The organism is Streptomyces sp. NPDC001415 (assembly GCF_053597395.1).
In genome coordinates, this window is sequence record NZ_JBSFIE010000012.1 from 121,189 (window position 1) to 133,861 (window position 12,673).

General features: G+C 70.4%; 16 protein-coding genes and 2 pseudogenes. 6 read left to right on the forward strand and 12 right to left on the reverse strand.

Annotated elements, in window-relative coordinates; translation table 11 throughout:
* Nucleotides 1-117: 117 nt before the first annotated feature.
* Both ACWC2B_RS18640 and ACWC2B_RS18645 read right to left on the reverse strand, forming a co-directional pair.
* Nucleotides 118-402 carry a hypothetical protein gene (locus ACWC2B_RS18640; protein ID WP_450717791.1) on the reverse strand — a complete coding sequence of 95 codons (285 nt, stop codon included), beginning with the start codon at nt 400-402 and terminating at the stop codon, nt 118-120.
* A 100-nt stretch (nt 403-502) separates the two neighbouring features.
* Complete coding sequence (locus tag ACWC2B_RS18645) at nt 503-1,453, reverse strand: MFS transporter (protein ID WP_450717957.1); 951 nt, start codon at nt 1,451-1,453, stop codon at nt 503-505.
* A 35-nt stretch (nt 1,454-1,488) separates the two neighbouring features.
* Between ACWC2B_RS18645 and ACWC2B_RS18650 the strand changes: the two genes are divergently transcribed.
* Together ACWC2B_RS18650 and istB are read left to right on the forward strand one after the other, a co-directional pair.
* Nucleotides 1,489-1,857, forward strand: coding sequence for a hypothetical protein (locus ACWC2B_RS18650; RefSeq protein ID WP_450717793.1), 369 nt, complete (start codon nt 1,489-1,491; stop codon nt 1,855-1,857).
* Complete coding sequence (gene istB / locus ACWC2B_RS18655) at nt 1,854-2,648, forward strand: IS21-like element helper ATPase IstB (RefSeq protein ID WP_450717795.1); 795 nt, start codon at nt 1,854-1,856, stop codon at nt 2,646-2,648. Before ACWC2B_RS18650 ends, istB begins: the two co-directional genes overlap by 4 nt.
* A 36-nt stretch (nt 2,649-2,684) precedes the next feature.
* Here istB and ACWC2B_RS18660 read toward each other — a convergent pair whose 3' ends face one another.
* The 3 genes from ACWC2B_RS18660 to ACWC2B_RS18670 form a co-directional block, all read right to left on the reverse strand.
* Nucleotides 2,685-2,939: a hypothetical protein gene (locus tag ACWC2B_RS18660; protein ID WP_450717797.1), complete on the reverse strand. Its 255-nt coding sequence runs from the start codon at nt 2,937-2,939 to the stop codon at nt 2,685-2,687.
* Nucleotides 2,940-3,079: 140 nt separating this feature from the next.
* Nucleotides 3,080-4,246 (reverse strand): IS630 family transposase, encoded by a 1,167-nt coding sequence (locus ACWC2B_RS18665; RefSeq protein ID WP_450717799.1) that lies wholly within the window; start codon nt 4,244-4,246, stop codon nt 3,080-3,082.
* Nucleotides 4,247-4,334: 88 nt separating this feature from the next.
* Nucleotides 4,335-4,970 (reverse strand): GNAT family N-acetyltransferase, encoded by a 636-nt coding sequence (locus tag ACWC2B_RS18670; protein WP_450717801.1) that lies wholly within the window; start codon nt 4,968-4,970, stop codon nt 4,335-4,337.
* A 918-nt stretch (nt 4,971-5,888) separates the two neighbouring features.
* Here ACWC2B_RS18670 and ACWC2B_RS18675 point away from each other — a divergent pair.
* A pseudogene (locus ACWC2B_RS18675) lies at nt 5,889-5,981 on the forward strand (ArsR family transcriptional regulator); the annotation flags it as partial.
* A 65-nt stretch (nt 5,982-6,046) separates the two neighbouring features.
* On the opposite strand, the gene ACWC2B_RS18680 reads toward ACWC2B_RS18675, so the two are convergent.
* Nucleotides 6,047-6,403, reverse strand: a complete 357-nt coding sequence (locus tag ACWC2B_RS18680) for a hypothetical protein (RefSeq protein WP_450717803.1) — start codon at nt 6,401-6,403, stop codon at nt 6,047-6,049.
* Between the two features lie 94 nt (nt 6,404-6,497).
* Complete coding sequence (locus tag ACWC2B_RS18685; protein ID WP_450717805.1) at nt 6,498-6,920, reverse strand: STAS domain-containing protein; 423 nt, start codon at nt 6,918-6,920, stop codon at nt 6,498-6,500.
* 193 nt (nt 6,921-7,113) lie between these two features.
* Between ACWC2B_RS18685 and ACWC2B_RS18690 the strand changes: the two are divergent.
* Nucleotides 7,114-7,359: pseudogene (locus ACWC2B_RS18690) on the forward strand (WhiB family transcriptional regulator).
* Here the strand turns inward: ACWC2B_RS18690 and ACWC2B_RS18695 are convergent.
* The 4 genes from ACWC2B_RS18695 to ACWC2B_RS18710 form a co-directional block, all read right to left on the reverse strand.
* The gene (locus ACWC2B_RS18695) at nt 7,259-7,555 is read right to left on the reverse strand and encodes a hypothetical protein (protein WP_450717967.1); all 297 of its coding nucleotides are present in this window, start codon (nt 7,553-7,555) and stop codon (nt 7,259-7,261) included. The pseudogene ACWC2B_RS18690 and the gene ACWC2B_RS18695 overlap by 101 nt on opposite strands.
* A 98-nt stretch (nt 7,556-7,653) precedes the next feature.
* Nucleotides 7,654-8,445, reverse strand: a complete 792-nt coding sequence (locus tag ACWC2B_RS18700) for a hypothetical protein (RefSeq protein WP_450717807.1) — start codon at nt 8,443-8,445, stop codon at nt 7,654-7,656.
* Entirely contained in the window at nt 8,439-9,014 is a 576-nt protein-coding gene (locus ACWC2B_RS18705) for a hypothetical protein (protein WP_450717809.1), read from the reverse strand. The genes ACWC2B_RS18700 and ACWC2B_RS18705 overlap by 7 nt, the downstream gene beginning before the upstream one ends.
* Nucleotides 9,015-9,025: 11 nt before the next feature.
* Nucleotides 9,026-9,772: a hypothetical protein gene (locus ACWC2B_RS18710; protein WP_450717811.1), complete on the reverse strand. Its 747-nt coding sequence runs from the start codon at nt 9,770-9,772 to the stop codon at nt 9,026-9,028.
* Nucleotides 9,773-10,006: 234 nt separating this feature from the next.
* Here ACWC2B_RS18710 and ACWC2B_RS18715 point away from each other — a divergent pair, with 234 nt between their 5' ends.
* On the forward strand, nt 10,007-10,408 hold the full coding sequence (locus ACWC2B_RS18715; RefSeq protein ID WP_450717813.1) for a hypothetical protein: 402 nt from the start codon (nt 10,007-10,009) through the stop codon (nt 10,406-10,408).
* Nucleotides 10,405-11,616 (forward strand): radical SAM protein, encoded by a 1,212-nt coding sequence (locus ACWC2B_RS18720; protein WP_450717815.1) that lies wholly within the window; start codon nt 10,405-10,407, stop codon nt 11,614-11,616. The genes ACWC2B_RS18715 and ACWC2B_RS18720 overlap by 4 nt, the downstream gene beginning before the upstream one ends.
* A gap of 85 nt (nt 11,617-11,701) precedes the next feature.
* On the opposite strand, the gene ACWC2B_RS18725 is transcribed toward ACWC2B_RS18720, so the two are convergent.
* Entirely contained in the window at nt 11,702-12,601 is a 900-nt protein-coding gene (locus tag ACWC2B_RS18725) for a LuxR C-terminal-related transcriptional regulator (protein WP_450717817.1), read from the reverse strand.
* Nucleotides 12,602-12,673: the final 72 nt, after the last annotated feature.

The window sequence follows — 12,673 nt, forward strand, 5'->3', positions numbered from 1 at the left end:
AATGTCAAACAGCGGGTGGGGCTGCACCGGAGTCAGCTGCACCGGCCGACCTGGCCGGGCCGGCGCCGGGGGGCAAGGCCGTACTCAGCACGGCTGGGCCCGAGACACGGGCCGTGCTTACCGGCAGGCCGAGGCGTTGCGTGCCGACGTCGAGATGATGGCGGGCAGGGCTTGGGAGACCTGGAGGGCGTAGCCCTGTGCTGAGGGGTGGCAGCCGTCGTCGCTGAGGAGTTCGGCGGGCCGGGCGAGGAGGTCGTCGAGCGGCAGCTGGACGGTTTGACCGCCTGCCTTTTGCACGGCGGTGTTCTGGAGCCGGGCCAGGCGTTGGGAGCGGCGGATGGCGGTTGGGTGGGTCCAGGGGGGCAGGCCGGTGGCGGCCCGGTAGTCGGGGCAGGTGCCCACCAGGACCGACCAGCCACGGCGTGCAGGTCGGCGACGTGTCGGCCGAGCCTGCGGGCGGACCTGGGCAGGGAGAGGGGAAGGACGACGTCGTTGGCGCCGATCATGATGAGGGCTGTGCCGGGCGGGTGAGGAAGGCGGCGTTGCTGGGCCTTAAGGGACCAGGTGGTGGCGCCGGCGCGGGCTGCCACCTGGAGTTGGATCGGTTGGTCGAGTCCTGGGCGAGTTGGGTGGCGATCAGGGCGCCGACGGTGTGCTCGCGGCCGGTCACACCGACGCCGACGGCGAGCGAGTCGCCCAGGAGCAGCAGGTTGAGGGCAGGTCCGTCGTCGGGGCCGTAGCGGCCGCTGGGGTTGGGCACCCGCCATGCGTCGGGCCGGGTCGGCCGGGTCATCAGGAGGGCCATGTACGAGCGGACGGCGAGCGAGAGCAGACGTTTACGCAGACGGCGCCACCAGGGGCGGCGGGTGGGGGTGGTGTGGACGGGCAGCCGCTGCCATCCGAGTACTGCGCCGATCATCGCGACCAGTGCGGCGACGAGGGCTGCTCGTGACATACCTGTACAGAAGGCGTCGGTGGCGGCGTGGAGGAGGTCCGCTTGCCGACCGGACAGCGCCTGTGCTGGCGGTGCCATGCCGTGCGTGACGGCCGTCAAGGCGGCGGGAGCGTGCACCGTGTTGAGGGTGTTGTGGAGGCGGTCGGTGTAGGTCTGGGTGAGGACGGAGCCCTGGACGGCTACCCCGAGGGCGGCGCCGACCTGGCGGGTGGCGTCGTTGATGGACGAGCCGAGGCCGGCCTGTTCGGGTGGGAGGGCGGCCATGACGGATTCGGTGGCGGCGGCCGCGGTCAGGCCGCCCCCGACGCCGGCCACAGCTGGGAATCCGACCAGGTGCGGGTAGCCGGAGTCCGGTGTGGTGCGGGCCAGGAGAAGGAAGCCTGCGGCGACGATGGCCAGGCCCGCAACGACCGGCAGCCGTGGGCCGCTTCGGGTCATGAGCGGCACCGCCGCGCCTGCCCCCAGGGCCAGTCCTGCGGGCAGGGGCAGGGTGCGCAGCCCGGCCTGCCAGGGAGCACGAAGCGTTCTGGGCCATGGCCAAGCATCAGCTGGGTGACAGCGAGGGCACGACGGCCCTGGTCAGGGTTCTGCTGCTGCACCGCCATCAACAGCATGCCGACGTGTTGGCGGGACTTCGCGCCGCCGTCGAGCTGGGCACCTGCAGCGAGGATGTCGTCGCGCTGGAGGCCCGCAAGGCCGCCCAGGCGGCCGGCCGGGGCCCCACCGTCACCGCGACACCAGCCTCTCCGGCCCCACCAGAGCCGCCCGGACCGGAGCCGCCGCAGGTCAGCCACCTCACCTCGCGCCGCCTGGCCCAGCCGCTGCCTACTGACGGCCGACCCCCGCCCCGCCTGGAGCAGTGGGACGAGCTGCTGCACCTGCGCCGGAAGGATTCGCCATGACCACCGCCCACCACACGCTGACCGCCCAGGCCTCCGACGCGGCGATCGACACCGCCTGCCGGATGCTGCGGCTGCCCACCATGCGGGCCCAGGCCGCCGACGCCATCGCGCGCGCCGAACGCGAGGGACTCTCCTACGCCGGGTTCCTCGCCGAGCTTTTGATGGCCGAGTGCGAGGACCGAGACCGTCGCAGGGCCGAACGCCGCATCCGCGCCGCACCCTTCCCCCGCGATAAGTCTCTGCGGGAGTTCGACTACACCGCCAACCCGAATGTCACTTCGGCGGTCATCCACGGCCTCGCCGGCTGCGAGTGGATCGCCAAGGGCTACCCGCTCTGTCTGATCGGGGACTCCGGCACCGGAAAGTCGCACTTGCTGATCGCACTGGGCACCGCGGCCGCGATGGCCGGCTACCGCGTCCGCTACACCACCGCCGCGGCCTTGGTGAACGAGCTGGTCGAGGCCGCCGACGACAAACAGCTCGGCAAGACCATCGCCCGCTACGGACGCGTCGACCTGCTCGAAATCGACGAGCTCGGCTACCTCGAACTGGACCGCCGGGGAGCCGAGATGCTCTTCCAGGTTCTGACGGAAAGGGAGGAAAAGAACAGTATTGCCATCGCCTCGAACGAGGCGTTCACGGGCTGGAGCAAGACCTTTACCGACCCCCGTCTTTGCGCGGCGATCGTGGACCGGCTCACCTTCAACGCCACCCTCATCGAGACTGGCACGCAGTCCTACCGCTTCGCCCGCACCAAGGCCCGACAGGAGAAACCCGGTATGCAGCCTTGAGCCCGACAACTGATGCCGGGCCCGCGCACCTTGGGGTCACGGCGTCAGCTTCGCAATGTGGCCCAGGGCCACGAGACCGATACCGATGACGAGAAGTGACGGCGAGCCGGCACTCCAGCTGGCCACCATGAAGAGGGCGCCTGCACCCCACAGGCGAGGGTGACGGACCCTTCGTTGGAGCCATCTTCCTGGCATCCGGCCGAGAAGCAGTCCATGCACGCCGATGCTGGCCCAGGCAACCGCCAGCACCAGCATTGTGAGCAGCATGGCTATCGCCAGTGCACCGAACATGATCAGCCCCCTGAGTCGCAGTGGTTCCTATCCAACCCGAGGGCCTCGGACGCATCATCACTAGCCCCTGAAACGGTCCCACTGCAGGTCGCCCCCCGGGGCCGCTTAGTGGTCAGCTCCGTAAATCCTTCGGGGGTTGATCACGCTCCCGGCGCGACGGAGGATTCTTCCTGGTGACCGGTGGTGTGCCGGTCGAGTCTGGCCAGCAGATCGTCCAGGTCGGAGGCGGTGACCTTCCACGGGAACGGCTGTGCCGTGGCGTTGTAGCGGTCCTCGAAGGTTCGGAGCCGGTCCCCGACCTCGGTGAGGTCGGGGAAGTAGTTGGGCGAGACGACCTTGCGCTGCACGACGGAGAAGAAGATCTCCACCTGGTTCAACCAGGAGGAGTGCACTGGGGTGTGGACCATGACCACGTTCGGGAATCCGGCGGTCAGCCGGTCTGCGGCCTTCTTCCCGCGGTGGGAGGAGCCGTTGTCGACGATCCAGAAGACGCGCTTGGCGCTGGCGTACGGTTCCTGGCTCATGACCTGGGCGGCCAGGGCCATGAACGGGTCGATACCGGTCCGAGCCTCGGTGCGGCCGAATACCTTGGCCTGGTGGACGTCGTAGGCGACCAGGTAGGCCAAGGCGCCGCCGCGTCCGTAGGTGTGGTTGACCCGCATGGCGCGGGCCTTGCCGGGAGCGAGGGTGGGGTGGCAGCGGCAGCGGGCCTGGATGGAGGTCTTCTCGTCGGCGCTGATGACGTACTCGTCCTCGCCGAGGGGTTGGCCCTGCCAGGTGCGGGCGTACAGGTCCAGCACCCGGGTGGCCTTGGTGCGGAAGCCGGAGTCGGTGATGAAGATCCAGGAGCGGTGCTGCCAGGGCTTGAGCGCGTCCTCGGCCAGCCAGCGTCGCACGGTGGAGGGCGACACTGCGGTGACGATCTGGCGGGTGATGGCCTCGCGGGCCAGTTCCGGGCACGACCAGCGTGAGAGCGGCACTCCGGTCTCGGCGGGCAGCCGGCAGGCCAGCGCCTTGACCTCGGTGGCCTGCAGCGGTGTGAACGAGGCGGGACGGCCGCAGCGTTGACGGTTTTTGAGCCCGGGCAGGCCCGCCTGAGCAAACCGGCCACGCCAGCGGCGCACGGTGTCCAGGTGCAGCCCCGTCTCCCGGGCGATGCGCGCGTTGGAGCGTCCGCGCGCGGCGTGCAGCACCACCTGCGCACGCACCCGCAGCCGGTGCTCGGTCTTGTGGCCGTAGGCCATCTTCTTCAACCGCATGCGGTCGGCGGCGCTCAGGGCTATCGGGCAGGCAGTGCGGACGGGCATGGCGGCGAACCGATCGGCTGAAGTGGATCACTGGCAAGCCACAGCCTGCCCCGCCCGCCGCGGGGACGGCCGATGCTCCTGTCCTGTTTCAGGGCCGGTAGATGCACTCCGCCAGCGTCGTGTGCTTCTTCCAGCCCAGCGTCTCGTACAGCGCGCGCCCGGCGTCGGTCGCGCCGAGAACGCCGAGGACCGCGCCTGCCTCCAGGGCGTGGTCGGCAAGCGTACGCATCACGAAGTTGCCCAGCCCGCGCCGCCGATGAGCCTTCTCGGTCATCACCCGGTCCACGACCACGGCTTCCCCGAGGGATGCCATCTGCCCCTGGGCCGCCTGCTCGCCCGCCGCGTCCAGCACCCGAGCGTAGGTGACGGCCCCAATGGCCTCCACGGTCACGGTGTACCCCTCAGGCGCGACCGGGTCCGTGGCCATCAGGTCAACGGCCATCAGATGGCCGGTCTCCTCCCAGGCCACCACCCACCCCGGGGACAGCCAGGACTCGATCTCCTCCGGCTCCGCGGGCATCTTCATCCAAGTCCGCGGCACGGACACCGAGGCCGCGGCGCTGCGGACCAACGACTCCTCGGCCTCGGGCAGGACATGGCGTCCCACTTCGTCGGCGTTGCCGGCCACTTCGATATAGAACCCCCACGGCTTCGCGACAGGCGGGGGCGTCCGCCGGGACACGGCCCAGCCCGCCACCCAAGTCCTGACTATGTCCGCAACCATCAAGCCCTCCCGAAGCTGCGGCCGCACCAACGGCCAAGTAATAGACAGCACTCGGGATCACACATTACGTTGCCGTGCAGCCCGCGGCATCTGTTTTGCCCGGGTGCAGCTCCTGAAGACCGGGGTCAACCCCCGAAGGACTTCCGGAGCCGACCACTTAGCGACGCCAGATCATCGCCGATTCCACACCAAATGGGGCCAGTTGAAGTCGCCTCGGTGGGGCCGCTAGTGAACGCCCTAGCCAGGCGAACAGGTCCCCAGGATGGCGATGCGCCGCATGCTGACGGACACGTCCTGCCCCGCGGGTTATCTGCCCGCTGCGCAGGTGTCAGACGAGAGCTCGTGGGAACCCGTCCCGGCGTGGGGCTCCCACGCGGTGCCGCCCGGACTCCCGCCTCGGGCGGCACCGCATGGTCGAGACGGCCCGGCTGCACTCAGAAAGGGGGAGCCGTGCGCGGTCGGGCCCGCACACTCAGCATGCTCCCCAACTCCCCACACGTACAGACAGGTTGCACACGAAGCGTGAACGACCCAAACCCTCCTGAAACACCAGCGCACCCCCTGGAGCAACCGAGGTCCAAGAGGCTTCACAACGTGACCGGACCTCCGGTCTCTCCCGGCACCGACCAGACGACGCCGCCCCCACGGACACCGTCCATGTACCGGCGCAACAACACGCGCGCTCGCGCACCGACCACATCGCGCCGGTACGCGAAAAGTACGGTCCAGGTATTCCCCGCGTGCCGCCCACAGCTCGGCCACCGCGGATGAGCACGTCGAGGATGCCTGAGCTTCTCCGCTCGACGGCGATCCCGTGACGACCGTCTACGAACTGAGAGTCGCACGGCTGGTCCACCACGAGAGCGTCCATCTCGACGGCCTGCTCCATACCGGCCGCACGCGGACCGGCACGGCCCCCGCTGCCGACTCACCGAACGGTCCGTTCAGAACATCATTTCCGACCTCGAACCCGGCGGGTACCTCAGCCGCACCCGCGAGGGGCGCTCCAACAAGGCGCAGTCGCCACGCTCGGGGTGAAGTCGGCCCCACTGAGCTCCTCTGAGCTCCTCGTGACCTCAGTCGGCTCGATGCTGTTCCTCCACACCGCCTCCGACCTGCGCGGCTATGCGCAGGCAGATCGCGGGAAGCTCGGGAGCACTGCGCACCCAGTCCCCGGGGCCGACACCGGCCACCACCCCCGCTGCCCACAGGGTCGCCAAAAGGCGGGTGGCCAGATCGCGCTCTACACCGGTGACTGACGGAGCCTCGCGCCGGACAGCGACGGTCGCCTGCTCGATCAAGGAGGGCTCCAGCAGCCAGCGGATCCCCGCCCCGGCCTCCACCAGGAAGCCGGAATAGATCGCCATGAAGATACGCGCGGTGTCGGAGTCATTCTCCAACCCGGCCCGGGCCTGCTCGGTGAACTGGGCCACCAGGCCCAGATGGTCGCCCAAATGACTCGACGGAGTATCCCGGCCCCGCCGCCGGCCATTGACCATGTCGGCACCCTCCCGTCCGGCTCGGAGGTCAGGACGTCGTCCGCCCCGTCTCGGGCCGGTCCCGTCCCCGACCCGCGGTGTCGTCGCCGGCCAGAGCCTGTTCCACCGCGTCATGGACCGACAGCACCCCGTCCAGACCCACAATGCGCAAAACCGCACGAGGCCACCTGCGGGAGGCCACCACCCGCACCGCAACCCCACACTCGGCGGCTTGTTGCCGGAAGTCATCCAGCACCGCGACCCCGGCCATGGTCAGGAACGGAGCAGCCGCCCAGTCCACCACCACCGCGGACAGCCCGTCCCGCGAAACGAGGCTCAGCAGGGTGCGGCAGATGTCACGCAACTCCTGGCGCAGCGGTTCAGCATTGCCGATGTCCACTTCTGCGGGCATCTCCACTATCAGGCACCCCCGCCTGACGGACGTTTGAAGCGTCATCGCGACCGCCTCCATACAGCCAACTCGACTACAGACGACGCCACTTCAAGGGCACATCAGCAGTATGCCCAGCCGGTGGCCGGGCTTCACCCCACTCCACCCATCCCGCGAACCGAAACGTTCAGCCACGCCTCCGGAACAGGAACTCGACCACCACGTGGCCCGACACTCATGTTTTCGCCGCATGCCCCGGGGCACCCGGCCACCCATGGAGAGGCCCCCGCTTGATCACGCCTGGTTGCGCGGAGCTGCCTGCGTCGGCGAGGACCCCGAGCTGTTCTTCCCGGTCGGCCGGGCCGGCCCGATGCTGACCTAGGTGGCGGCCGCCAAGCGTGTCTGCGGGCGCTGTCCGGTCAGCCGCCAGTGCCTGTCGTATGCCCTGAACTCGGGTCAGGCAAGCGGCGTGTGGGGCGGCCTCGCCGAGGAAGAGCGGGCCCGGCCAGCACGCGGTTGACGGCCAGGAGACTCGCGGCCCGGGCGAGGCCCCGGCCCAGGTTGGCGGCGACGAGGCCGCGCGCGGCGCGGGGATCGGCACGCCACGTCGGCCGGAATCCGAAGGCGAGGAGCCGGGGCAGCTGTCTCAGTACGGTGCGCAGGTTCAGGGCCAGATAGGCCTCCTCGTGCTGGGACCAGCCAGTGTCGTAGCGCAAGGGGCCACCGGACAGGAGCTGTTCGGACTCCGAGGTCGCTGCGCGTCCCGGTCGGGCGCGGTGGCCGTGCGGTCGTGGCGTGGTCGGCGCATGCGGGGTCAGCCGGTGACGGAGGCGGCGGTGAACACCAACGCCGGGTAGGCCCCGATGAAGGCGAAGACGAACGTGGTGAGCCCCATGGTGAACGCGATGCCGAGGTGCAGGGCCGCGCCCGCGGCGAGGAGCCCCCAGCGCGGGGGACCCGGCAGGACGAGTGCCAGCCAGAAGGTGACCTCCAGCAGCATCACGCCCCATGCCATGAGGGCGCCCACCAGGGGGTGGGACCGCAGGAACGCGGCGATCGTGGGCGAGCCGTAGGAGTCGGTGGAGAGGATCTGGGCGAGGCAGGAGCCGTCGCGCCAGCTCGGCGAGACCAGTTTGGCCACCCCGGCGATGAGATAGCTCAGGACCAGCTGGCCGGTGAGGAAGGCCAGGAAGAGCCGGCCCACCGTGCCGCCGACGGTCAGGGTGGCGGCGGCGGTGAGCAGGGCTAGGGCCGCCATCTGGTCCGCTCCGTCGGTGCCGTAGTCGTTGCGGTGCAGGCCGAGGAGCAGGGTGGTCAGCAGGACGCAGGCCAGTACTGCCGAGCCGGGTGCGGACAGCGGGGCCACGACCGGGGCTGCGAGTCCGGCGGTGCACTGCACCGCGAGCACCGCCCAGTAGCGGTCCCGCACGAAGAGCGCGCGCACCGCCGAGGGGCAGCGGTGCGGGTAGGCGCCGACCACCGCCCACGCCAGAGCGCCGCCCTCGCCGAACTCGTGGCGCTGCCGCAGGTCGCGGCCGGCCGACACCGCGAGACCCGCGCCGCACACGGCCAGGATCGCGCGAGCCGTCTCGGTCTCGTTCAGCATGGAGTCCCCTCCCGCGCAGCGCTCGGGCTCGGCTCGCAGGGTGCCACCGCGCCGTCCGCCGCGCCTTTGAGGCGGTGCACGGCGGACACGAAGACCACCTCGGGTTCCTCGTCGCGCCGGCTCGCGTGCGCGACGACGAACTCGAAGCTGACGGCGGTGGCGTCGTGCGGCGCGGTGGCCGCTCTGTTGAGGAGGAGCAGATACGGCGTGCTGATCATCAACCGGGCGTCCCTGATCCGGGCGTCGGGCTCCTCCTCCCAGCCCGCGGCCGCCCGCCGCAGCAACTGTGACGCCGCGTCGAACAGCGCCTTGCCGGGCCTGCCCCTCGCCCCTCCTTCCGGCAGGACGAGACGCAGCGGGCCGACGGTGTCATTGGCGAGGATGTCCCGGTACATCAGCACCTTGTCCTTCGTCGCCGGATTGGGCGCGAAGAACGTCCAGGCGGGCAGGAGCGGCGCGAACCAGTCGGGGACGTGCCGCCGGGCCGTTTTGCCGATCCGGGGCAGCGCCGCCACCACGGTCAGCAGCAGCCACGCCGCCAGCACGACGGCTACCAGGAGGGAGACCACGGGGCGGTCCGCTAGTAGGAGAAGTGGCGCCGGCGCGTGGTGAGCAGATCTGCCACCGAGGCCGCGGGCCCGCCCGGCTCGCCCGCGATCTCCGTGATCTCGCTCTCCGAGAGCGTCGTCGTGCTCTCGTCCCGGGCGTATCCCCCACGCGCGTGCTTCTCGCGGACCGCTTCCTGCGCCGCCCGCCCGATGCCGTCGGTCAGGGCGTCCATCGCGGTCAGGGTCTGACACGGCTGGGGCCTCCCCATGTGGACGTGGCGCTGCTCGGGGTCCATGCCGTCGAGCAACTGCCGCTCCAGACGCGTCAGGTGGGGCGCCCGGCGCATCAGCAGGTAGGTGGCGCGGACCGCGGGGGCGCCACGGCCGGTGTGCTCGACGATCCCGAAGTCGGTGTCCCGGATGGGGCCGCCGGTGTAGGGGAAGGTGAGCGTCCTGAACGGGACTCCTTGCGGCAGGGCCAGGTCGCGCACCATCACATGCCCCGCGCAGACCAAGTCGAAGGGGATCGACGCGGCTACCAACTCGGCACCATTTTTGGGGCGTTGGGGAATGGGGGTGTCCCGGACGGCCTTCCAGTCGCCGTCGAGGGCCGCCGCGCGCAGCTGTTGCCACTCGGGCGCCGAAACGTCGCCCACATAGATCACCACGGATCCCGCCGGCGGCAGCAGGCCGCCGTCCGTCACCCCCGCGGCGTCGGGCGGCACGGTCACCACCTGCACATTCTTGACCGCGGCCGCCGTTGTCGAGGCAAGCATCATGCCGTCTCCTGTCCCAGGCCGAGCCCGAACCAGCGCCGGTCCGGGGCTGGTCGCTGTGAATTCGCTGTGAACCCGGCGACCAGTCTTACGGGGCGCCCACGCCCTCGACACCCCCCGAATATTGGGGGGTTGGCGCGTGCTTTCGCACCGCCTTACCTGAGTTGCGTACGAGTGGAGAGGCCCGGCAGTCCGGGCGGAGGCACCACTGGACCGAGGAAGCGAGGAACGGCCGACATGGCTGAATCGAAGCGGGACATCAGGGAACCGGGATCGCACCAGCCGAACAGCCCCTCCCGGAGCGCCTATCTGCGCCTCCTCGCGCTCCACCGTGCGGGGCAGCCTGTGGCGCCGGAGGCCGCCGAGGAGGCCGGGCAGCGGCCGGAACGGCTGGAGCGGCAGGCGATCGTCGACGAGCTGCGGCCCCCGGTACGCATGTGGCCCGACTACCCGGACTTCTGGGTCGAGAGCCCACGCGGCGGCGGCCCCTGGCACGAGCGGTTCGGAGACAAGGGGCCGCGCCGCTCGGGACTCGTCTCCCGCCGCGGCGGCCAGGAATCGGCACCGGCACCGAGCCGGCTGAGTGTCAGCGAGGCGTATCTGCGGCTGAGGCTGGCGCTCGGCGCCGAGCCCGCATGAGCGTCGACGTCTCCCCGGAGCGGGGAGAAGTAGGGGCGGGGGCGCCTGAGCCGGCGCCGCCCTACCTCCAACTCGTCGTCAAGGTCTCGAAGTTCTGCAATCTGCGCTGTCGCTACTGCTACGAGTTCCCGTCCCTCGGTGACCGGACCGCGATGACGGTGGCGCAGGTCAGAAACATGATCCGGCACGTCGGCGAGTGGCTGTCCGACCAGCCGGGCAGAACGGCGGACTTCGTGTGGCACGGCGGCGAGCCCCTGCTGATGCCCCCGGACTTCTACCGCGAGGTCAAACGGGCCCAGGAGGAGTTCCTGGAGCCCGCCTCCATTCCGTACGGCAACTCCGTCCAGACCAACCTCTATCGGCTCACCGACGAGGACCTCACCCTCATGAAGGACGTCTTCGACGACGTGGGCGTCTCGGTGGACCTCGTGGGCGGCCAGCGGGTGAACGTCGCCGGCCGTCAGGCGCAGCCGCGGGTCCTCGCCCATATGCAGCGCCTCATGGACGAGGGTCTGAACTTCGGGTGCATCACCGTGCTCTCCCGCTCCACGGCCCCCCATGTCGCGGAGATCCACCGCTTCTTCGAGGACATGGACCTGGGCTTTCGGCTCCTGCCGATCTACCGGACGGGCTACCCGGGACAGCAGGCGGTGCACGAACTCGCGGCGGAGGAGATCGTCGACGCGTTCAAGACGCTCACAGACCGCTGGCTGATCTCGGACAGCTTCATCAACGTCGAGCCCATCGAAGGCTATGCGGCTCAGGTTGTCCACGCCCTGTCGGGCGCGGACAACCGCCGTTACTACGACAAGGAGCTCTCGGAGACCATCCTCGTCATCGACACGGACGGTTCGGTGTACTCCAACGGCGACGCCTACGATCCGGCGCTGTGCCACGGCAACATCTTCACCCAGTCACTGTCCTCGACGCGCCGCTCCGCCTCCTTCGCCGAGGCGCTGCGCCAATCGCGGCAGCGGGTCCGCGAAACCTGCACCGGCTGCCGCTTCCACGGCTCCTGTTCGGGCTTCTTCGCCGCGGAGTCCACGCCGGAGCAGCGGTGGCGGGACCCCGCGACCGGCCTGTCCGTGTGCGGGGTGGTGCTGCCCGTGCAGGAGTACATCGAGGAACGGCTCACGGCGCTCGGACTGGTGGACGACGTGACCCGTCGGCTCGACCGCGCGCTGCTGGAACGGCGGGCGCTGGACTGAAGTACCGGGCACGAGAGAACCGGCGGTCGGCACTCGGGGCAGGATCTCCGCGAGAGCACGGTCCTGCCCGGCGCGCCGACGTGTGCTACTGCCGCAGCCCGGCGATGAGTTCCTCGCGGCCGCCCGTGCCCGTCTTGCGGTAGACCGAGCGCAGATGGCCGGAGACCGTGTGCGGGGACATGCCGAGGAGCCGGGCGATGCGCTTGGTCGCGAGGCCTCCCATGAGGCACTCGACGATGGCCTGCTCGCGCGGTGTGAACCCGTACCAGACGAAGATCGCCGGTAGGAGCTGGGAGGCCGGGGCGGACTGGAAGGTGATGACGATGTCCCCCTCCTCCCCCTCCTTGCCGTCGAGCAATTGCGCATGCACCGCGACCCACCCCCCGTGGGTCGGGATCCTGCTGAGCGCGGTGGCGCGGGTGCGCCGGGTGAAGGACGTGATGCCCCAGAGCAGATGGGGCAGTTCGTCGTCCTTCGCCGGCGGGGTCTCGGGGAGGAACTCGTGCAGCCAGGTGCGCGCCGTCGACGACATGCCCTTGATCGTGTCGTCCGGGCCGATGACGATCACGCCGGGGAACAGCCCGCGCCGGCCCGGGCGCAGCGGCTTCCCGGCCACGTACTGCCGCAGGGCGGCAGCGAGCGGGCCCGCGAGCCGCTCGGCGCACCGGGCCTCCGCCGCCGAGAACGGCGGGCCGTCGTCCCCCCGCAGCAGGACCAGGCCGCCCCACACCCTGCCCCGCAGGCTCAGTGCGAGGGCCAGCTCACTTCCGGTCCCCTTGGACGGCCGGAAGTCGTGGTGGAGGCAGCCGACGCCGGTGAGCGGATCGAGGCCGGCCAACGTGTAGCCGTCGTGCGGCAGGAAGCGCTCCAGCCGGCAGGAGAGCTCAGTGGCAAGCTCGGCGACGGTGGTGGCCCGGGCCGCGGCGGCCAGCAGGCCGTGCCGGAACTCTTCCGTCTGGGTGACGCTCCCCCGGGCACCAGGCATACCCCACTCCCCCGGATTCCGGGATTCCCGCGTCCCGCGGGAGTCGCTCCGTATAGCTCTCCCGCCCTGCTC

Excerpts from the sequence above, each read along its gene's own strand:
- ACWC2B_RS18725 (WP_450717817.1), bottom strand. The coding sequence starts at position 12,601 with ATGCCTGGTGCCCGGGGGAGCGTCACCCAGACGGAAGAGTTCCGGCAC.
- ACWC2B_RS18700 (WP_450717807.1), bottom strand. The coding sequence starts at position 8,445 with ATGCTGAACGAGACCGAGACGGCTCGCGCGATCCTGGCCGTGTGCGGC.
- ACWC2B_RS18665 (WP_450717799.1), bottom strand. The coding sequence starts at position 4,246 with ATGCCCGTCCGCACTGCCTGCCCGATAGCCCTGAGCGCCGCCGACCGC.
- ACWC2B_RS18710 (WP_450717811.1), bottom strand. The coding sequence starts at position 9,772 with ATGATGCTTGCCTCGACAACGGCGGCCGCGGTCAAGAATGTGCAGGTG.
- ACWC2B_RS18720 (WP_450717815.1), top strand. The coding sequence starts at position 10,405 with ATGAGCGTCGACGTCTCCCCGGAGCGGGGAGAAGTAGGGGCGGGGGCG.
- ACWC2B_RS18715 (WP_450717813.1), top strand. The coding sequence starts at position 10,007 with ATGGCTGAATCGAAGCGGGACATCAGGGAACCGGGATCGCACCAGCCG.
- ACWC2B_RS18670 (WP_450717801.1), bottom strand. The coding sequence starts at position 4,970 with ATGGTTGCGGACATAGTCAGGACTTGGGTGGCGGGCTGGGCCGTGTCC.
- ACWC2B_RS18660 (WP_450717797.1), bottom strand. The coding sequence starts at position 2,939 with ATGTTCGGTGCACTGGCGATAGCCATGCTGCTCACAATGCTGGTGCTG.
- istB (WP_450717795.1), top strand. The coding sequence starts at position 1,854 with ATGACCACCGCCCACCACACGCTGACCGCCCAGGCCTCCGACGCGGCG.
- ACWC2B_RS18685 (WP_450717805.1), bottom strand. The coding sequence starts at position 6,920 with ATGGAGGCGGTCGCGATGACGCTTCAAACGTCCGTCAGGCGGGGGTGC.
- ACWC2B_RS18650 (WP_450717793.1), top strand. The coding sequence starts at position 1,489 with ATGGCCAAGCATCAGCTGGGTGACAGCGAGGGCACGACGGCCCTGGTC.